The following is a 19940-nucleotide window of genomic DNA, read 5'->3' on the forward strand; positions in this document are numbered from 1 at the left end:
TGTCGCGAAAGCCACTTTCGGGACATCAGACGTCGCGAAAGTGGCTTTCGCGACGCGCCCGGGCCTGAGACAGGTCGGAGCCGTGTGAAGGCGCGGCCGAACCTAATGCGAAGGTTCCTGCTCGTTCTTCACCGGTTCCGCGGCCCAGGCCAGGTGCTCGGTCTCCCGCACTTCTTCTTCGGCGGTCTGCTCCACCCGCTTCATCGCGAACCGCAGGATCGGCGGCGTCATCAGCGAAGTCACGATCGCGACGAGGATGATGATCGTGTAGATCTCGACGCTGAGAATGCCCAGCCGTAGCCCCACCATGGCGACCACGATCTCGATGACACCTCGCGCGTTCAGCCCCGCGCCGAGCGCGAGCCCTTCCCATTTGTTCAGGCCGCTGAGCCGGGCGCCGGCGTACGCGCCGACGAATTTGCCGATGATGGCCAGCGCGAGCACCACGAGACCGGTGAGCAGGACCGGCGGGCGGATCAGCGCGGTGAGATCCATCCGCAATCCGGCCGTGGCGAAGAAGATCGGCGCGAAGACCGCCAGTACGACGGTGCGCAACGGGGCCAGTTTGACGGGATCCACCTTGCCCGCGGTGTTGATCAGGATTCCGCAGAGGAAGGCGCCGAAGATCGCTTCCAGGCCGAGGGCCTGCGTTCCCGCCGAGGCAAGGAGGATCAGGACGACGGCGGCGGAGACGGTGAGCCCAGGACCGTCGGATCTGGCCGCGGTGCGCATGACGCCCCTCACCAGCGGCCTGCCGATGGTGAGGGCGAAGACGATGACCCCGATCAGGTAGCCGAGCGAGATGAGCACGGCACCCGCGGACACGGCGGTGACCGCCATCGCGCTGACGATCGACAGCATGAACCAGCCGAAGGCGTCCTCGATCGCACCGGCGGCCAGCGTGAGCTGCCCGACGTTGCGGTGCAGCAGTTTCATGTCCATCAGCGTCTTCGCGATCACCGGGATGGCGCTGACGCACAACGCCACGCCCAGGAACAGCGCGAACACGGTGATGTCCGTGCCTTCGGGCACCAGCATCTTGGGCAGGGCGTAACCCGCGCCGATACCCAGTCCGAGAGGGACGATCAGGCCGCCGAGGCCCACTCCGGCCGCCGCGGCCCGCCGCCGCCGGAGCAGGCCCATGTCCATCTGCATACCGGTGAACCCGACCAGCAGGATGACCCCGATCTGCCCGACGGCGTCGAGAAGGTGGTATTGCTCGGTGACGGCGGGGAAAAGCCAGCCGTGCACCTCCGGCGCCGCCCACGCCAGCAACGACGGGCCGAGGAGCACCCCGACGACCAGTTCGCCCACCACGGCGGGCATCCCGAACCGGGCGGCCAGCCGTCCGAAGACGACGGCGAGCAGCAGCAGCGAACCGGCCTGCAGCAAGAAGAGCAGGAGACTGTGGGCGGCGATCGGGGCGACCGGCGCCGGGAGCGAGAGAAGCACCTTCCTCCTTCGGGTGAGAACGGGAACGGCGTCAGCCGTGGCGGGAGACCCTCGTGCCCAGCCGCCGGGCCGCGGCGGGCGAGTCGCAGCCCGCGAGGCCCAGCGCGTTCCGGAATTCGACGGTGAGCAGGTCGAGCACCTGCCGGACGCCGCCCTCCCCGCCCGCGGCGAGCCCCCACATCGCGGGCCGCCCGACCAGGACGCCCGACGCCCCCAGCGCGATCGCCTTGAGGATGTCGCCGCCGCTCCGGATCCCGCCGTCGAGCAGCACTTCGCCCGTCCACCCGGACAGGGCGGCGGCGATCTCGCCCAGCATCTCGATCCCCGGTACGGCGCCGTCCAACTGTCGGCCTCCGTGGTTGGACACCACGATGCCGGCGGCACCCGCGTCGACGGCGCGGCTCGCGTCCTCGACCGCGAGGATTCCTTTGAGCACCACCGGGAGCTCCGTGTGCGCGCGGACGGCCTCGACGGATTCCCAGGTGGCCGGGGCGAATTCGCGCGCGGTGTGGTCCGCCACCGCCGACTGGCCGCGAGTGCGGCGATGCGCGGCCTCGCCGGCGTCGAAATTGGCCGCGGTCACGGAATCCGGCAGCGCGAAACCGTTCCGCATGTCCCGCAGGCGCCGTCCCATCCACGGCACGTCGACGGTGAACACGATCGCCTCACAGCCCGCGTCCTCCGCGCGGCGGACGAGGTCGAGCGAGCGTTTCCCGTCCCGCAGCCAGTACAGCTGGAACCAAGGCCGTCCGCCGACGGCCGCGATCTCCTCCAGCGGGACACTGCTCAGCGTGCAGATGGTGTACGGCACGCCCGCGTCCCGCGCGGCGCGTGCCGCGGCGAGTTCGCCTTCGGGGTGGAACAACCGCTGGTACGCGACCGGCGCGACCGCCGCGGGCAGCGCGGCGGGACCGCCGAGGAGTTCGGCCTCGACGGTGCCACCGGTCAGCTCACGCAATACCCGCGGGATCACGAAGATCCGCTCGAGCGCGGCGCGGTTGGCCGCCAAGGAGGCCTCCGCGCCGCTGCCCCCGGCGAGAAAATCCCAGTTCTCACCGGAGAGGACATCGCGCGCCGCGCGCTCGAGGTCGTCGAGACAGACGTGGGTCATCGACGGGCGGGGCCGAGCTTGCTCTGCCCGGTGCGCTCCAGCTCCACGGCTTCGTACAGGGCCTTGATGTTGGAGCTGCCGAAGGTTCCCGCGCCCTGCCGCTCGATGATCTCGAAGAAGATCGTCTTACGCGGATGCGTGGAGGCGGTGAAGATCTGGAACAGCTGGCCGCCGTGGTCCTCGTCGGCGAGCAGCTTCGTCTCGCGCAGATCGTCCAGCGAGTGCGTCTCCAGCTCGATCCGCTCGCCGAGCAGGTCGTAGTAGGCGTCCGGGGTCTTCAGGAATTCCACGCCGCGCGCGGAAAGCTCCTTGACCGCGCGTACCGCGTCCGGGCTGGTGAAGGCGATGTGCTGGACGCCGGAACCGTGGTGCTCCTTGATGAAGTCGTCGATCTGGCCGGGGTCGGCGGTCTTGTCGGGTTCGATCAGGGTGAGGGTGACCGCTCCCGACGTGCTCTGCACGACGGTGGAGTTCATCGCCTGCGCGCCGACCACGATGTGCTCTTCGAAGATCTGCTTGAAACCGAGCGCGCGCTCGTAGAACGCCACCGTGGGCCCGAGGTCACCGGCGTTCAGGCAGACCGCGAAGTGGTCGATCACTCCCAGCTCCACACCGCCCTTGCCACGCGGGGCCTCCTCGGCGGCGTCGCCCTGGATCAGGGTGTGCACGACATCGCCGAACCCGCCGACGGTGGCCGTGACGACCGAGTCCGCCCGCTTTTCCGGCTCGCGGACGGGTTCCGCACCCGCCTTCACCGCGGCCTCGAAGGCGGCGGCGACGTCGGGGGTGCGCAGCGCGATGTCGGCCACCCCGTCACCGTGGGTCTGCAGGTAAGTAGCTCCAGGGTGCCGGTCCGTCAGCGGCTCGGTCAGCACCAGCGCGATCGCGCTGTGCCGCAGCGTCACGCTCCGGTGGTCGGCCGACCGGTCGGTGGCGGTGACGGAGAAGCCGTACTTGTCCATCCAGCCGGACGCGGCGGCCTCGAGGTCGGCCACGTACATTTCCACATAGTCGATGTCGAAATTCTGCGTGCTTTCTTGAGAAGACAAGGCATTCCTCCGTGGAATAGATGTAACCCTCGATCAGAAGGATGGCGCGTATCCCCTTGTGCATCAATGATGTCCGCTTGACACTTCCGTCCACATAGGACGCGATGGGGTCAACGGCCGGTGAATCGCACCGGGAGTTCCCGGTACCCTTGCACGACGACCGCGCGCAGCCAGGCCGGTTCCTTCTCCAGCTCCACTCGCGACACCCGTTCGGCCACCTCCCGCAGCACGACCGCCAGTTCGATCCGTGCGAGCGCGGAGCCGAGGCAGTGGTGCATCCCGTGCCCGAAAGCGATGTGACGATTGGGTTTCCGCTCCGGCCGGAACGTGTCGGGATCGTCGAACACGGCGGGATCCCGGTTCGCGGCAGGCAGCCACGCGACCACCGGCGTACCGGCTTCGAGGTCGCGGCCGTTGAGCGTGACGTCGCCGGTCGTCACCCGGAGCACGTGCATCGCGGGCGAGGTCCAGCGCAGCACCTCGTCCACGACGGGGTCGACGTCGACGTCCCCGTCCCGCACCCGGTCCAGAAGTCCCGGCACGGTGGCGAAAGCGTGCACCGCGCCGGTGATCGCGTGCCGGGTGGTCTCGTTGCCGCCGATCAGCACGTTGTCGCAGTTGAGCACCACGTCGTCGATCGAGAGTTCGCCGTCGGACAGCAACGTGCTGACGAGGTCGTCGCCGGGGTTCGCGCGGCGCGCGCCGATCAGTTCGTCGAAGTAGACGAGGATCTCGGTGTGCGCCTGACGCGGCGTCATCCCGTCGAAGAGTTCGTCCTCGCCGCCGAACGCGTGATTGGTCAGGTCGATGAGCATGTCCTGGTCCTCGGCAGGCACGCCGAGGATCTCGCAGACGACCGCGGCGGGGATACGCGGGCCGATCTCCGCGGCGACGTCGCACACCTCGCCGTCGAGCACGCGGTCGAGTACGCCGCGCACCTCGGTCCGCACCCGGTCCGACAGTTTCCGCGCCGCCGCCCGGGAAAGCAGCGGTCCCACCAGCTTCCGCAGTCTGCGGTGCTGGTCCTGTTCGGACACCACCATCATCTGGCCGCCGGACTTGTCCGGATGCTCGCGGTCGAAGCCGATCATCATCCCGTACTCGGAGGTGAACGGGGCGGACGGGCCGAGCACCGCGGCGCACGCCCGGTGCGAGAACACCGACCAGAAACCGCCGGGCGAACTGCCCGGCTCGCTCCACACCATCGCGTCTTCCGCCGCGTACTCGCGCCACCGGGTGTGCCGGTCCAGGGTCGTGTACAGATCGGGATCGCCGAGGTCGACGGTTTTCGTCGTCTGCATGAAGTTCTCCAGATCAGGTGAGTGCGCCGTCGAGCACCTTGGCGAGCTGTGCCACGGTCGGCGCGTCGAAGAAGGCCTGCACTCTCAGCCGGATCTTCAGGCTTTCGCGGATACGGCTCACCACCCGCGTCGCGAGCAGCGAATGACCACCGATCTCGAAGAAGCTGTCCTCGACGCCGACGCTGCCGACGCCGAGGACGTCGGCGAACAGCTCGGCGAGCAGGATCTCCGTCGGGGTGCTCGGCGCTCGTCCCGACGCCGCGCGCTCGGCGCTCTCCTCTTCCGGGGTGGGCAGGGCGGTCCGGTCGACCTTGCCGTTCGGCGAGACCGGCAGTCTCGGCAGGCTGACGACCACATCGGGGACCAGGTAGGACGGCATCCGCTCCCGCAGGGGCGGAAGGAGCTCTTCGGCCGTCACGCGTTCTCCCCCGGCGCCGACGACGTAGGCGACGAGCCGGTTGTCGTGCGCGGTCACCACCACCTGGGCCACCTTGTCCACGGCGAGCAGGGCGGCCTCGACCTCGCCCGGTTCGATCCGGTGACCGCGGACCTTGACCTGGTCGTCGACGCGGCCGACGAAGACGAACTGGCCGTCCGGACGCTTCCGCACCCGGTCGCCGGTGCGGTACATACGGCCGCCCGGTTCGCCGAACGGATCCGGCAGGAACCGCTCCGCGGTCGCGGCGGGCCGCCTGAGGTACCCGCGGGCGAGACCGGGGCCCATCGTGTACAGCTCGCCGACGTCCCCGTCCGGGACGGGCCGCAGCTGCTCGTCCAGGACATAGGTGCGGACACCGGTGATCGGCCTGCCGATCGGCGGGGTGTCCTCACCGGACAGCGGCTCGCTCGCGGTCACCGCCACGGTGACCTCGGTCGGGCCGTAGGCGTTGATCATCACGCGGTCCATGGACCAGCGTTTGGCCACCGGCGCCGGGCACGCCTCACCGGCCACCAGCAGGGTCAGCCCGGCGGGAAGGCCGCCCGCCTCCTCCAGCGGGGCCAGCGCGGACGGCGGCAGCGTGATGTGGGTGATCCCCTGCTCGCGCACCAGCCTGCCGAGCGGCTCACCCGGGACCAGGTCCGGCGCGGAAGCCAGTACGAGACAGCCACCGGCCTGCCAGATCGGCCAGAACTCGGCGACCGCGGCGTCGAAACTCGGCGAGGCGAAGGCCAGCAATCTGCTGTCCGGCACCAGTTCCTGGCGGCGCACGTAGTCGTCGGCCAGGTTCGGGATCCCGCGATGCGTGACCAGCACGCCCTTCGGTTTCCCGGTCGAGCCCGAGGTGTAGATGACGTACGCGGGATGGTCGGGCAGCAACGGGCCGAGGCGGTCGTGGTCGTCCAGGTTCGGCTCGGACGGACCCGGTTCCCGTTCCACGTTCAGCACGACGCCGGGGCCGGGCACGTCCTGCCCCGGCAGGCACAGCAGGATCCGCGCCGCCGTGTCGTCCAGCATGTGGCGTTTGCGTTCCTCCGGATAGTCCGGGTCGACCGGCACGTACGCGGCGCCCGCCTTGTGCACGGCCAAGACCGCGATGACGAACTCGATCGACCTCGGCATGGCCAGCGCGACCAGCCGCTCCGGGCCGACGCCGTGCGCCACGAGCCGTCGCGCGAGCCGGTTGGCCTCGCCGTTGAGCTCGGCGTAGGTGAGGGTGGTGGTGTCCATCGCCACCGCGGGCCGATCCGGCAGCACCGCTGCGGTCGCCTCGAACAGGGCCGGTGTCGTGGCCGCCGAAAGGACGGTCATGCGGTCTCCCCCAGTGTCTCGCGGGATTCGGTGCGGAGGAACCGGATCAGCTCCCGGTTCACCGCTTCCGGGTTCTCCAGGTAGCCGAAATGCCCGCACCCGGGAATCGTGCGGTGGGTCGCGCCGGGGATCGCGCCTGCCAGCTCGCGTCCGGCGGCCGGTGGTGCCACGAGGTCGTGTTCGAACGAGACGACGTGACAGGGCACCTTGATCGAGCGGTAGGCCTCGAGCCGGTCGGGCAACGCGCTCAGCAGCAGCTGTTCCCGGACACCCGGCCCCCAGGAACCGGCCGCGGCGAACAGGTCGAGCCAGTCGCCGGCGAGGTCGTCGTCGGCGAGGGTCGCGGGCCCGAGGTTGTGCATGGCCCGGACGGCGGCGAGGAAACCCGGTGGCAGCTCGATGCCTTGCTCGATCAGCTTCGCTTCGCCTTCCGCGAGCTCTCGCTGGACGAGGCTGCTCTTGCCGCAGGCCGCCATCAGCAGGACCGAGTCCAGCAGTTCCGGACGGGCGAGTGCCAGCTCCTGCGCGACGTACGAGCCCATCGACGTGCCGATCACGCGGCACGGCACGGCGTCGAGGTAGTCGATCAGGGCCGCCACGTCCGCGACGAGGTCGTCGATGGTGAACCCGTCCGTGCCCTCGTCGCTCGGCGGGATCCCGCGATTGTCCATGGTGATCACGCGGAATCCGGCGGCGCGGAGCACCGGGACCTGATGCAGGTCCCAGACGGAGCTCGGCGCCCCGGTGCCGGTCAGCAACAGGACGGCCGGACCGTTGCCTTGATCGTGGTAAGACAACCGGATCCCGTTCTCGGTTGTCATCAGCATGATGGTCCTTCCCCGCTCACCGCATATCCACGGCGCGCAGCGACATGGCGGCCGTCGAATTACCGGGGCCGCCGGTTTCCGTCTGGGATGAAAGGTGCGATACCGGTCCTCGGCGCACTGCGGTGACCGTACCTTCGGAGATCCGTCTTCCGGAAGGAATCAGTACTGGACATGACCGGAAATCGGCGGTGAATCGCGTCCACACCCCAGCTTGACACTTCGCGACCGGATGGAAATCCTAGCATTTATGGATTCGAACGTTTTGTCCACCCATTTGGACATGGAAACGCTGCACGGATCGCTCACCGATCCGGCCATCTCGTCGATGAATCTGCTCAACGAACTGATCGACGAATACCCCGTTGCCATTTCCATGGCGGCAGGACGGCCGTACGAAGAGTTTTTCGACATCCGGCTCATTCACGATTATCTCGACGCATACTGCGAGCATCTCCGGCGCGATCGGAAGGTCGACGAGGCCGGCGTCACCCGCGCGCTGTTCCAGTACGGCACGACGAAGGGCATCATCGCCGACATCATCGCCCGCAACCTCGCCGAGGACGAGAACATCGACGCCGCCCCGGAATCCGTGGTCGTCACCGTCGGCGCGCAGGAGGCGATGTTCCTGGTGCTCCGCACCCTGCGGGCGAACGAGCGGGACGTGCTGCTCGCCCCGGCCCCCACCTACGTCGGCCTGACCGGGGCGGCGCTGCTCACCGACACGCCGGTCTGGCCGGTCCGGTCCGGCGAGAACGGCATCGACCCCGAGGACCTCGTCCTCCAGCTGAAACGCGCCGACGAACAGGGCAAGCGGGTGCGGGCCTGCTACGTGACCCCCAACTTCGCCAACCCCACCGGCACCAGCATGGATCTGGCGTCCCGCCACCGGCTCCTCGAAGTCGCCGCGGCCCACGGAATCCTGCTGCTGGAAGACAACGCGTACGGGCTCTTCGGCGCCGAGCGTCTCCCCACGCTGAAAGCACTCGACCGGTCGGGAAGCGTGGTCTACATCGGATCCTTCGCCAAGACCGGAATGCCCGGCGCCCGGGTCGGGTACGCGGTGGCGGATCAGCGTGTGGCGGGCGGCGGTCTGTACGCCGACCAGCTCTCGAAGCTCAAGGGCATGCTCACCGTCAACACCTCGCCCATCGCACAGGCGGTGATCGCCGGGAAGCTGCTGCTCAACGACTACAGCCTGATCAAGGCCAACGTCCGGGAAACCGAGATCTACCAGCGGAATCTGCGGCTGACGCTGAGCGAGCTCGACCGCAGGCTCGGCGATCGCCCCGGGGTCCGCTGGAACACCCCGACGGGCGGGTTCTTCGTCACCGTCACCGTGCCGTTCATCGTCGACGACGAGCTGCTGGCGGACGCCGCCCGCGACCACGGTGTGCTGTTCACCCCGATGCATCACTTCTACGGCGGGAAGGACGGGTTCAATCAGCTCCGGCTGTCCATCAGCCTGCTCACGCCGGAGCTGATCGAAGAAGGCGTGAGCAGGCTCGCCGCGCTCATCACTTCGCGTCTGCCGTGACCTCTCGCGGGATCGCCTCCACCAGCACCATGTCGTCACGGCCGGCGCCGGTGGAGGCGAACGGTTCCCGCGCGACGACGTCGAAGCCCGCCTCGCCGAGTTCCCGCGCGATCCGGTCCACCGTGAAGAGCCGCCGGCGATGTGTGCAGACGACGAAGGGATCCGCGGTCTCGTCGGCGGGGTAGATGGTGATCTCCTGGAGTTCCTCCGACGGCAGGATCTTCACGTGCAGTACGTGCCGCCTGCCGCTCCGGCCGGACAACTCCTGGCTGCGCTCCACCGGCTCCGCTTCCACCGGTTTCGTCAATTCCAGGCTGAGCAGGAATTTCCCGCCGGGCCGGAGATGCTCGAGAACCGACGCGTACAGGCCTTTCCGGTCGGCCTCGCCGAGTTCGTTGATCGAGCCCGAGCTGATGACCACCGCGCCGAAACGCTTGCCCAGCGCGAAGGCGCTCATGTCCCCCTGAACCACCGTGCACCGCTCCCGGAGCTCCTGTGGCGACTCCGCCAGCCGTTTCCGGAAAGCGGTGACCACCGTGGCCGACAGCTCCAGGGCGGTCATCTCCCAGCCGAGCTCCAGGAACGGGAAGGTCAGCCTGCCCATTCCGGCCGCCAGTTCCAGCACGGGCCCGGGGTCCTGGGGCACACGAGCCGCGAATTGCCGCGTTTCCAGGGTGCCGTCGGCGTCCTGGATCAAATCCCGATAGGTATCCGAACCCGCCTCGTCGTAGAAATCGCACAGCACTCCCCGGTCACCCGCCGAGGCCAGCACGACGCCGGCGTGCGCGGTCCGCGCCGGGCCACGTTCCAGTTGATCGGTCATCAGGACAACCTCCAGGTCGACATTCGTCACCGGCCCGATTCAGCCGGTCTCTTCGCGGGAGATGACCGGCCAGGTCGTTTCGCCGTACCCGGACCGTGCCGAATTCTTGCCGGCATGCCCGTCCAACTGCGCGAAAAGATCCTTCTCCGGCCCGTGGAGCATCCGCATCTGCGTCGGATAAAGCAGCAGGGCCTCGAATTTGCGCGTCCGCGCGTCCTCCTCGACCGAACCGAAAACGGGGGCGCCGAGCCGGAATCCGTCCGGGAGTTCGGCGTCCTCCCGCGCGAACAACGCGTGCGGGAGGTCTTCCCACAGCCGCACCGGAACATCCTTCTCCCTGGCGACGAGCAGCGTGGCGTCCCGGGTGATCTCGTTGTCGATATGTCCGCTGGCGGCCGCGCAGGTCAGGATCAGCGTCGGGTCGCGTTCTTCGACGACCGACGCGATTTCGTCCTTCACCGCGGAGAACAGCTCCGGATCGTCCTGCGGGGACAGCCGTCCGATGGCCAGCTTCTGCCGTCCCGGCACGTTGTCGGCCATCCATCGGCCGTCGGCCACCTTGCGATAGATGGCGTCCAGGAACCCGCTGTGCCGGTACTCGGCCCCCAGGTGGCCGAGTGCGGCGATGTCTTCGTCGCGGCGACGCTGCGACGCGTCCTCGTCCGGCGACAGCCCCCAGATCGAGTGCAACCGCTCCGCCGCCGGGGAGAACGGCGGCGTCGCGGTACCGGCGAACACCGTGTGGACGGTCACCTTCGCGCCGTCCCGTTCCGCCTGCGCGAGTCCGGCACCGAAGGACAGGACCGCGTCGTCCAGATGCGGGGAGATCGCCAGGATCCGGTCCGTGCCGAGATCTTGTGTCATGCCGGCCACGTCAGCTCACGTGCACGTTCGGCACGTACCGGATCCACTGCCCGCCGGAATCGCGGAAAGCCTGCTCCGCGTTCATGATCTCGTCGGCGTGGTTCCACGCGAACAGCAGCGCGTAGTCCGGGTGGTCGTCGGCGAATTCCCGGTACTCGCGGACCGGGATGTGCTGCCCGGGGCTGAGCTTCCCCTGTTTGGCGGGCGTGGTGTCCGAGATGAACTCCACCAGATCCGTGGTGATACCGCAGAAGTTGGTCACCGTGGCGCTCTTGGCCGTCGCGCCGTAACCGACGACACGCTTGCCTTCGGCGCGGAGCTTGGTCAGCAGCGCGATCAGATCGTCCTTGATCTTCTTCACGTTGGTGGCGAAACGTTCCAGCGTGGCGTACTCCGCCAGCTCGCGTTCGGCCTCCCACGCCAGGAGTTCCGCCACGGCCGCGGACGGCTCGCGGGCCCCGGCGAGGGCGAGGGTGTAGCGCACCTCGCCGCCGTGCACCGGGATGCGCTCGACGTCCACGAGTTCGAGACCGTTGCGCTTGGCCATCTCCTGAACCGAGCGCGCGGTGAAGAAGAAGAAATGCTCGTCGTAGATCTGGTCGAACGAGGTGCGCTCCACGATGTCACCGAGGTACGGGTCCTCGAACACGAACACGCCGTTCGGGCCGAGCAGCCGGGTGACGCCCTTCAGGATCGAGTCCATGTAAGGGATGTGGCACAGGGTGTTGGCCGCGTAGATCACGTCGGCCGGGCCGTCGTTCTCCCGGATGTCGGCCGCCGTCGCCTCTTCGAAGAAATCCTTGCGGACGCGGATCCCCTTTGCCGCGGCCAGATCCGCGACGCTGCCGGAGGGTTCGACGCCCAGCTGCCGCACTCCCGCGTCGGCCACGGCCTTGAGCATGATGCCGTCGTTGCAGCCGAGTTCGACGATGAAGGGGTCTTCGCCGGTCAGCTCCGTGGTCAGGAAGCGTTTGGCCAGCTCGCCGAAATGCGCGCGCATGACCGCCGAACCGGAGGACAGATAGGGGTACGCCTCGTGGAACATCAGGTCCCTGGGGACCTCTTCCATCAGCTGCACCATCGTGCAGGATTCACAGATCCCGGTGGCGAGCCGGAAGAAGAACTCCTTCTTCTCGTCGCCGGGGACCACGAACGCGTCCGAGAGCGGCTGCCGTCCCAGATCGATGAACTCGTGGACGGTGCCGTCGCAGATACGGCACCGGGACGTGGCTGACATGCGGTCTCCTCTGGGCTTTGTCGTCGAAGAAGTCGTGGGGCGCGGTCAGGCGGGGACGGTGAGCCTGCCCTGGCCGGCGGCCTCGGCCAGCAGTTCCGCGGCCGCCGTCCGGCCGTCGGTGCGGACCTGGTCCGCCACGGCCTTCGCCCGCGCGCGGGTTTCCGGGGAAAGGGCCTCGGTGAGCGCGGCCGAGAAGGTGTCGAAGGTCGGGACCGGGCGTTCCGCCAGCGCCACCCCGATACCGAGTTCGGTCACGCGGCCGGCGAAGTACGGCTGGTCCGTGTGCCGGGGCAGCACGAGCTGAGGGATGCCCGCCCGGGTGGCCAGATGCAAGGTCCCCGCGCTGCCCTTGTGGAGGGCGGCGGCCACCCGGCCGAACAGCGCCTGGAGGTTCACCTCGCCGACACCGAAGCAGTCGGCCCCGTCGTCGGGCAGGACCAGATCGGCCCAGCCGCGGGAAAGGATCACCCGGTGGCCCTTGGCGCGGATCGCCTCGATGGCCGTCCGCGTGGCGTCGGCGAGGCCGGGTCCGGAAGCGCTGCCGAAACCGACGTACACCGGCGGCGGCCCGGCGGCCAGGAACTCCTCCAGATCCGCCGGGAGCGGCCGTTCGTCCGGCAGGATCCACGCACCGGTCTGCACGGCGTCGATTTCCGGATCGACCGGCGCGAGCACCGGGTCCGCCGCGAGCCACGGCCGATCGCCGTAGCCATAACGGAAAACGTCCGCCACCGGGGCCAGGCCGATCGCCGCCCGCCTGCTGTTGAGCGCTTCCCCGTACCGCTCGGTGAAACGCTGGGCACGTTCGGCCCAGAGCACCCCGTAGTCGGTCACACCCGGCGTGGTCCGTTCGTCCTCGGGCGGGTGGTAGTTGGACGACGGCAGGTAGTTCGGGCTGTAGGCGGCGTAGAAGTACGGGATGCCCAGCTTCTCGGCCACCGACCGCACGCCGGTCGCGTGGGCCAGCTCCCCGGTCGCCACCACCACGTCACAGCCCTCGGCACCCGGCGGCACCTGGTCGAACTGCATGTCGATCGCCATGGCCGCGAACTCGCGCTCCTCCTCGGCCGACGGCGGCGGCATCCCCTCCTGCAGCAGCATGCCCTCGTGCGCCAGCCCGACCGGCACATGCGGCACGCCGGCTTCGGCGAGCCGGTCCGCGGAAGAAGGCGACGCGCACATGCGGACTTCCGCGCCGAGCTCCCGCAACCGGACCGCCAGCGCCACCAGCGGTTCGACGTCGCCGCGGCTTCCACACGTCGACAACAGCACACGCATTTCGCGTCCCCTATCTTGAGCGGTTCTGGGTTTCACGCGGAAACCGACGACTTCGCCCGGCTGACCGCGTCGAGCAGCAGCTCCGCCGCCACCGTGGTCCCGTCCGTCCGCGCCGTGGCCGCCACGGCCCTTGCCCGGTCACGGGTTTCCGGGGCGAGCGCCGTGGTGAGCGCGGCCGACAGGGAGTCGAAGGCCGGGACCGGGCCGTCGTGCGCCACGCCGATTCCCAGCTCGGCCACGCGGCTCGCGTAGTACGGCTGGTCCGCCATCTGCGGCAACAGGATCTGGGGTGCGCCCGCCCGTGTCGCCACATGCGTCGTGCCCGCGCCGCCGTGGTGGATGACAGCGGCCACCCGGGGGAACAGCGCCTGGTGGTTCACTTCGCCGGTCTCGAAACAGTCTTCCCGGTCGTCGGGCAGCACCAGATCGGCCCAGCCGCGGGAAAGGATCACCCTTCGGCCCTGGGCACGGATCGCCGCGACGGCCACCCGGACGGCGTCGGCGGGGGCACGGAGGCTGCCGAACCCGAGGTACACCGGCGGTGTCCCGGCGGCCAGAAACGCTTCCAGCTCAGCGGAAAGCGGCCGTTCGTCGCGCACGATCCACGCGCCGGTCTGCACGGCGCCGAGATCCGTCGGCCGCAGCGGGGCCAGCACCGGATCCGCCGCCAGCCAAGGGTGATCGGTGTAGCCGAAGCCGAAGATGTCCGCCACCGGCGGCAGGCCGATCGCCGCCCGCCTGCTGTTGAGCGGATCGCCGTATCGCCGGAAGGCGCTCTGGTTGTTCCGCTCCCACAGCTCCCGGATGTCGGTTCCCTCCGGTGCGGGTGGCTCGCCGAGCGGCGGCGGGGGCGGATAGTGCGGCGACGGCACGAAATCGGGGCAGTGGAAGGCGTAGAAGTACGGGATGCCGAGCTTTTCGGCCACCGACCGCACGCCGATCGCGGCGGACAACAGCCCGGAGGTCACCACGGCGGCACAGCCCTCGGCGGCCGCCGGGATCCGGTCGAACTGCGTGGTGATCGTCTCGGTCATGAACCGCCGCATGTCCTCGCGCGTCGGCGGTGCCGCGTTCTTGACCGGTTCGCGCGCGGAAGCGCCGACGGGCACGTGCTCCACGCCGACCTCGGCCAGCCGGTCCGCGCAGTCCGGCGGCGCGGCGAGCCTCGCCTCCGCACCGAGCTCACGCAACCGGACCGCCAGCGCCACCAGCGGTTCGACGTCGCCGCGGCTTCCGCACGTCGCCAGCAACACCCGCGTCACGTTTCCCCCGTTCATACCGGAACGACCGGCTTCTCGACGCCGGCCGCCTCGAACAGCAGCCCCGCGGCCACCGTCGTCCCGTCGGTGCGCATCGTGTCCGCCACCGCCTTCGCCCGCGCCCGCGTCGAAGGCGCCAGCGCCGCGATGAGCGCGGCCGACACGGACTCGGCGGCGGGGACCGGGCCGTCGATCGCCACCCCGACGCCCAGCTCGGCCACCCGGTCGGCGTGATACGCCTGCTCCACCACGTTGTCCACCACACGGCGCACCACCACATGGGGGATGCCCGCGCGCATGGCCACGTACGTCGTGCCGGCGCTGTCGTGGTGGATGGCGGCGGAGACCCGGCCGAACAGCTCCTGGAGGTTCACCTCGCCGACGACGAAGCAGTCTCCGTCGTCGGCGGGCAGGGCCAAATCGGCCCAGCCACGGGAAAGCACCACCCGGTGCCCCAGTGCGCGGGCCGCCTCGACGGCCACCTTCGCGGCACCCGCGGTCTTGGCACCGGACGAGCTGCCGAACCCGACGTACACCGGCGGCGGCCCGGCGGCAAGGAACTCCTCCAGATCCGCCGGGAGCGGCCGTTCGTCCGGCAGGATCCACGCACCGGTCTGCACCGTGCCGGAGTCCGACGGCGGCAGCGGGGCCAGGACCTGGTCCGACGCCAGCCACGGCCGCTCGGTGTAGCCGTAGTCGAAGAGGTCCTTCACCGGGGCCAGACCGAGCGAGGCCCGGTTTTCGTTGACCACGTCACCGAAGAGGCCGAAGGCGCCCTCGTTGTACATGTCCAGCTCCGCCCGGCTGTGCACCGACGGCAGATGGTCCGGGGACAGCACGATGTAGCGATAAGGGACGCCGAGCCGTTCGGCCACCGACCGGGCGGCGACGGCGGCGGGCAGCAGGCCGGTCGTCACCACCGCCGTACAGCCTTCGGCGGCCGCCGGGAGCTTGCCGAACCATTCGGCGACCACGTCGGTCACGATCTCGGGATCACCCGGCGCCGGTTCCCCTGGCTCGCGTGCCCCCGCCCGCACCGCCGGCCCGGCCGCCACCATCGGCACCCCGGCCTCGGCGCACCGTTCCGCGTAGTCGGGCGGCAGGCACATCCGCGCCTCCGCGCCGAGTTCTCGCAACCGGACGGCCAAGGCGACCAACGGTTCGATGTCCCCGCGTGATCCGCACCCCGTGATCAGCACGCGCATTTCGCTTCCCCTGTTCCGTAGGTCCTTTTCGCCGGGCGGCGGCTCATACCGGGTGGTGCGGCAGCCACTTCATGCCGTCGGGCGAAGTCACCAGGCCGCCGGGGAACAGCGGCAGCTCGGGTTCGGCGTCCTCGCCGAGCAGCGCCTTCATCTGGACCTGGCCCGCTTCCTGCATCGCCTGCTTGACCACGGTCGACTTGAACATCGGCACCATGTCGTCACCGTCGCCCGCCGCCATCTTGTCGACGGCGGCGGCGAATTCGGCACTGTTCGCGGCGATCCGGTCGGCGGCGGTCAGCGCGGTCTCGCCGGACGACACCCCGCCGATCAGCTCGACGAACGACTCGATGTCGGTGCTCTGGTTCTGCGTGACCTTCTTGGCCTGCCAGAAATACGATTCCTCGTTCACGTTCATCTGATAGAAGGACACGAGGAACTCGTAGAAGACGCCGTACTCGCGGCGATAGCGGGCCTCGAACTCGTTCAGCGCGGTCTTCTCGTCCAGGTCGCCCGCGAGGACGCTGTTGATGGACCGGGCCGCGAGCAACGCGCTGTAGGTCGCCAGGTGCACCCCGGAGGAGAACACCGGGTCCACGAAACACGCGGCGTCGCCGACCAGGACCATCCCCGGCCGCCAGTAGCTCTCCTGCTGGTACGAGTAGTCCTTGCGTACCCGCAGTTCGCCGTACCTGCCGGTGGTCACCCTGGTCGCGTTCGAGAGGTAGTCCGAGATCATCGGGCATTCGGCGATCAAGGTGTTGAGCGCCTTCTCGCGGTCGCCCTGGATCTTGTCGGCGTCCTCGCGGCGAACGACCGCGCCGACGCTGGTCAGCGTGTCGCTCAGGGGGATGTACCAGAACCAGCCGCTGTCGAAGGCGACACTCAGGATGTTGCCCGACACCGGCTCGGGCAGCCGCTTGCCACCCTCGAAATAACCGAACAGCGCGAGGCTGCGGAAGAACTCCGAGTAGTTCCGCGAACCGCCGACCTTCGTGTAGAGCCGGCTCTTGTTGCCCGACGCGTCGATCACGAACCGCGCCGACACTTCACGCGCGTTGCCGTCCGCGTCGGTGTAGCGCGCGCCGGTGACCCGCTCGCCGTCCTCCACGACGTCGTTGACCGTGCAGCCTTCCCGCACGACGACGCCCTTGCTCTTGGCGTTCTTCAGCAGGATGTCGTCGAACACCGCCCGCTCGACCTGATAGGCGTGCGACGTCGAGCCCGCCATCTTGGCCGAGATCCCGAAGTGGAAGGTCCACGGCTCCGGCCGGGCGCCCCAGCGGAACGTGCCGCCGCGTTTGATCGGGAACCCGGAATTCGCCAGCTCGTCCGCGACGCCGAGCATCCGGCAGACCCCGTGCACCGTGGCCGGCAGCAGCGACTCACCGATCTGGTACCGGGGGAAGACCTCTTTCTCCAGCAACAGGACCCGGTGTCCCTGCATGGCCACCAGGGTGGCCACCGTCGAACCACCCGGCCCGCCACCCGCCACCACAACATCGAAATCTTCGACCGACATCTCCCACCATTCCTTTGTCGAGTGTCATTTCGCCGGGCAGGTCGTCACCAGGTGACCGGTACCTGATCGGGGCAGTCAACGAACGCGCTGCGGTACTTCACTTCTTCGACGGGCACCGCCAGCCGCAGCCCCGGGAATCGCCGCCACAACAGCTGATAGGCCGTCCGCAGCATCGACCGCGCCAAGGCGGCGCCGACGCAGTAATGGATTCCGTGCCCGAACCCGACGTCCGAAACAGCGGGCCGGTTCGCGTCGAAGACATTCGGATCGGGGGTCAGTGCTTCGTCCCTGTTGGCCATGAGAACCGAGCACAGGACGTAGTCCCCCGCCTTGATCAGCTGCCCGTCGACGACCACATCCTTGATGGCGAGGCGGGGATTCGGCGCCTGCACGGGGGACAGATAGCGGACCAGCTCGTTGACGACACGATCGGCCTTTTCCTGGCCGTCGAAAAGCAACGGTATCTGGCCGGGATTCTGCAGGAGGGCGAGCACGCCGAAGCCGATCATCCCCGCGACGGTTTCGACACCGCCGAGGATCAGCGCCGTGCACAGTCCCCGCAACTCCTCGTCCGTGACGTCGCCGCCGTGCTCGCGCACGATCGTGCCGAGGAATCCGTCGTCGGGGTCCGCGCGCTGCCGGGCGATGAGGTTGTCCAGGTACCGGTTGAACGCCGCGCTGTCGGCGGCCCGCGCCTTGAGGCCGCGGCTCAGATCGGCGTTCCGCCGGATCCGCCGGACGAACTCGCGCTGGTCGTCACGGGGAATGCCGAGCAGTTCGCACAGGGCGTGGGCGCCGACCGGATCGGCGAACAGGCCCTGGAGATCCGCGGGCGATCCCTCGGCCTCCAGCATGTCGAGGCGATCCTCGACGAGGCTCTGGATCGCGGGCTCCATCCGGCGTATCCGCCGGACCGTGAACTCCGGGGTCAGCAGCTTCCGCAACCGGGTGTGCTCGGGCGGGTCGTAGGTCGAGATCTGCCCGACGAACTGGGCCTCGACATGCGATCCGGATTTCGCCTGGGTGAATTGCGGGCGCGTCGTGAAATTCTCGTGGTCGCCGAGGATCCGGCGCACGACGTCGTAGCCGTGGGCCTGCCAGACGAAATCCCGGCCCAGCTGGGCCGAGGAATCGCCGACTATCCGGACGAGCGGGCCGTGTGCCCTGAGTTCGAAATTGTCCGCATGCGGATCGCAATTCGTTCTCAGCTGAAAGTTCGCGGGCTCCTTGACCAGTGGCGCGACCTGCTCGATACCGTGCCCCATCCGACTGGCAACTCCTTGGTAGACCGGGAAAGTGTCTTTCGGCTTCGACCGCCCCGAATACAACGACGCCCCAATTTCACCGGTAATCGGGCGGCAGGTCCAGCGACCTCGCGTGGACGCCGGCCGCCGGTCACCAGGCGACCATCAGCTCGGTCAATCCGTATGCCGGTGTGGTCAGGCGGAACTTGGCGTCCTGTGCGGGATCCGCCAGTCGCAGCCCGGGAAAACGCCGCCACAGCAAGGTGAAGACGGTACGCAGTTCGAGCCGGGTCAGCGCGGCGCCGAGACAGTGATGGACCCCGTGGCCGAACGCGACATGCGGCGCGGACTCGCGGGTGAGGTCGAGGCGTCCGGGATCCGGCACCAGCGCGGGATCCCGGTTGGCCGCCGGGAGGGAACAGATGACGCTGTCGCCCTTCTTGATCTCCTGGCCCGCGATGGTGATGTCCCGCATGGCGATCCGGGGGGTCGGGGAATACGGGACCGTCAGGTACCGGATCAGCTCGTCGACCGCCCGATGCGCCTGCTGCTCGCTGCCCCGCAACGCGGCGATCTGCTCAGGGTGCCGCAACAAGGCCAGCACACCGAGGCCGATCATGCCGGAGATGTTGTCGTCACCGGCCAGCATCACCTGAACGCAGAAGCCCCGCAGTTCCTCGTCCGTGGCCTCGTCGCCGTACTCCGCGACGACCGCTCCGATCAGGCCCTCGCCCGGTTCCTTGCGTTCCCTGGCGATCATCGCCAGCAGGTAGCGGGAGAACGCCTCACCCGCCACCGCGCGCCTCTTCTGGCTGCGCGAGGCGTCGAGATGCGCGTGGCACAGCTGCAAGAACGTGGCGCGGTCGTCCCTCGGCACACCGATCAGTTCGCACAGCACGGCGCCGGGGACCTGGTCGGCGACGATCGTGACCAGATCCGCGGGGGCTCCCGCCCGCTCCAGTTCGTCGAGCCGTTCGGTCACGATCTGTTCGATGTACGGCCCCATCCGCTGCATCTTGCGCAGGGTGAAACCCGGATTCAGTTTCTGCCGCAGCCTGGCGTGCTCGGGCGGGTCGTAGTCCATCAGGTTCCCGACCAGTTCCCGCGGCCGGAAGATGCCCTTTCCGCCGATCTCGTCCTTCGGGTCCCAGCGACGCCGGGTGCTGAAACTCTTGTGATCGCCCATCACCTGCCGGACGACGGCGTGCGCGGTGGCCATCCAATGGGTTTCGGCGTCCGCTCCGGAGCCGACGGTGACCCTGGTCAGCGGCCCGGCGGCGAGCAGTTCGGGCGCCGGGTCCAAACCCTGTCTGCGAATATGCAGCGGACGCGGGTCGTCCTCACTCAACGGAAACTCCTTTGCGAACCAATGGGCAAGGCGGATATGCGCGTTCGTGGGCGGGGCCGCGTCCGCGAGCGAGGCAGGGACAGACCAACACCATCGGAAAAACACCACACACAGGGCCTTCAAAAAACAACCCGCACAA

General features: G+C 68.9%; 16 protein-coding genes. 1 reads left to right on the forward strand and 15 read right to left on the reverse strand.

Features of this window, described 5'->3' with window-relative positions:
* Positions 1-102: 102 nt before the first annotated feature.
* From ACFWIW_RS14895 to ACFWIW_RS14920, 6 genes are all read right to left on the reverse strand, one after another.
* Positions 103-1452 (reverse strand): cation:proton antiporter, encoded by a 1350-nt coding sequence (locus tag ACFWIW_RS14895; RefSeq protein WP_378368936.1) that lies wholly within the window; start codon positions 1450-1452, stop codon positions 103-105.
* Positions 1453-1483: 31 nt separating this feature from the next.
* Positions 1484-2563: an alpha-hydroxy acid oxidase gene (locus ACFWIW_RS14900; RefSeq protein ID WP_378368937.1), complete on the reverse strand. Its 1080-nt coding sequence runs from the start codon at positions 2561-2563 to the stop codon at positions 1484-1486.
* The gene (hppD, locus tag ACFWIW_RS14905) at positions 2560-3612 is read right to left on the reverse strand and encodes a 4-hydroxyphenylpyruvate dioxygenase (RefSeq protein ID WP_378368938.1); all 1053 of its coding nucleotides are present in this window, start codon (positions 3610-3612) and stop codon (positions 2560-2562) included. The genes ACFWIW_RS14900 and hppD overlap by 4 nt, the downstream gene beginning before the upstream one ends.
* A gap of 110 nt (positions 3613-3722) precedes the next feature.
* On the reverse strand, positions 3723-4913 hold the full coding sequence (locus ACFWIW_RS14910; RefSeq protein WP_378368939.1) for a cytochrome P450: 1191 nt from the start codon (positions 4911-4913) through the stop codon (positions 3723-3725).
* 13 nt (positions 4914-4926) lie between these two features.
* A complete protein-coding gene (locus ACFWIW_RS14915) occupies positions 4927-6663 on the reverse strand; it encodes an amino acid adenylation domain-containing protein (protein ID WP_378368940.1) in 1737 nt (578 codons plus the stop codon).
* A complete protein-coding gene (locus tag ACFWIW_RS14920; RefSeq protein WP_378368941.1) occupies positions 6660-7490 on the reverse strand; it encodes an alpha/beta fold hydrolase in 831 nt (276 codons plus the stop codon). Before ACFWIW_RS14920 ends, ACFWIW_RS14915 begins: the two co-directional genes overlap by 4 nt.
* Positions 7491-7737: 247 nt before the next feature.
* Between ACFWIW_RS14920 and ACFWIW_RS14925 the strand changes: the two genes are divergently transcribed.
* Positions 7738-9024, forward strand: a complete 1287-nt coding sequence (locus tag ACFWIW_RS14925) for a PLP-dependent aminotransferase family protein (protein WP_378368942.1) — start codon at positions 7738-7740, stop codon at positions 9022-9024.
* Here ACFWIW_RS14925 and mpaM read toward each other — a convergent pair.
* From mpaM to ACFWIW_RS14970, 9 genes are all read right to left on the reverse strand, one after another.
* Positions 9005-9847: a daptide-type RiPP biosynthesis methyltransferase gene (mpaM, locus tag ACFWIW_RS14930; protein WP_378368943.1), complete on the reverse strand. Its 843-nt coding sequence runs from the start codon at positions 9845-9847 to the stop codon at positions 9005-9007. The two genes, ACFWIW_RS14925 and mpaM, sit on opposite strands and share 20 nt — an antisense overlap.
* Before the next feature lie 39 nt (positions 9848-9886).
* A complete protein-coding gene (locus ACFWIW_RS14935) occupies positions 9887-10711 on the reverse strand; it encodes a PIG-L deacetylase family protein (RefSeq protein ID WP_378368944.1) in 825 nt (274 codons plus the stop codon).
* A 10-nt stretch (positions 10712-10721) separates the two neighbouring features.
* On the reverse strand, positions 10722-11948 hold the full coding sequence (locus ACFWIW_RS14940) for a methyltransferase domain-containing protein (RefSeq protein ID WP_378368945.1): 1227 nt from the start codon (positions 11946-11948) through the stop codon (positions 10722-10724).
* A 45-nt stretch (positions 11949-11993) separates the two neighbouring features.
* Positions 11994-13226 (reverse strand): glycosyltransferase, encoded by a 1233-nt coding sequence (locus ACFWIW_RS14945; RefSeq protein ID WP_378368946.1) that lies wholly within the window; start codon positions 13224-13226, stop codon positions 11994-11996.
* A gap of 32 nt (positions 13227-13258) precedes the next feature.
* A complete protein-coding gene (locus tag ACFWIW_RS14950; RefSeq protein ID WP_378368947.1) occupies positions 13259-14488 on the reverse strand; it encodes a glycosyltransferase in 1230 nt (409 codons plus the stop codon).
* 11 nt (positions 14489-14499) lie between these two features.
* Positions 14500-15690, reverse strand: a complete 1191-nt coding sequence (locus ACFWIW_RS14955; RefSeq protein ID WP_378368948.1) for a glycosyltransferase — start codon at positions 15688-15690, stop codon at positions 14500-14502.
* A gap of 43 nt (positions 15691-15733) precedes the next feature.
* Complete coding sequence (locus ACFWIW_RS14960; RefSeq protein ID WP_378368949.1) at positions 15734-17209, reverse strand: tryptophan 7-halogenase; 1476 nt, start codon at positions 17207-17209, stop codon at positions 15734-15736.
* A 44-nt stretch (positions 17210-17253) separates the two neighbouring features.
* Positions 17254-18474: a cytochrome P450 gene (locus ACFWIW_RS14965; protein ID WP_378368950.1), complete on the reverse strand. Its 1221-nt coding sequence runs from the start codon at positions 18472-18474 to the stop codon at positions 17254-17256.
* A gap of 130 nt (positions 18475-18604) precedes the next feature.
* A complete protein-coding gene (locus tag ACFWIW_RS14970; protein WP_378368951.1) occupies positions 18605-19801 on the reverse strand; it encodes a cytochrome P450 in 1197 nt (398 codons plus the stop codon).
* Positions 19802-19940: the final 139 nt, after the last annotated feature.

The organism is Amycolatopsis sp. NPDC058340 (assembly GCF_042723975.1).
Classification (GTDB): domain Bacteria; phylum Actinomycetota; class Actinomycetes; order Mycobacteriales; family Pseudonocardiaceae; genus Amycolatopsis.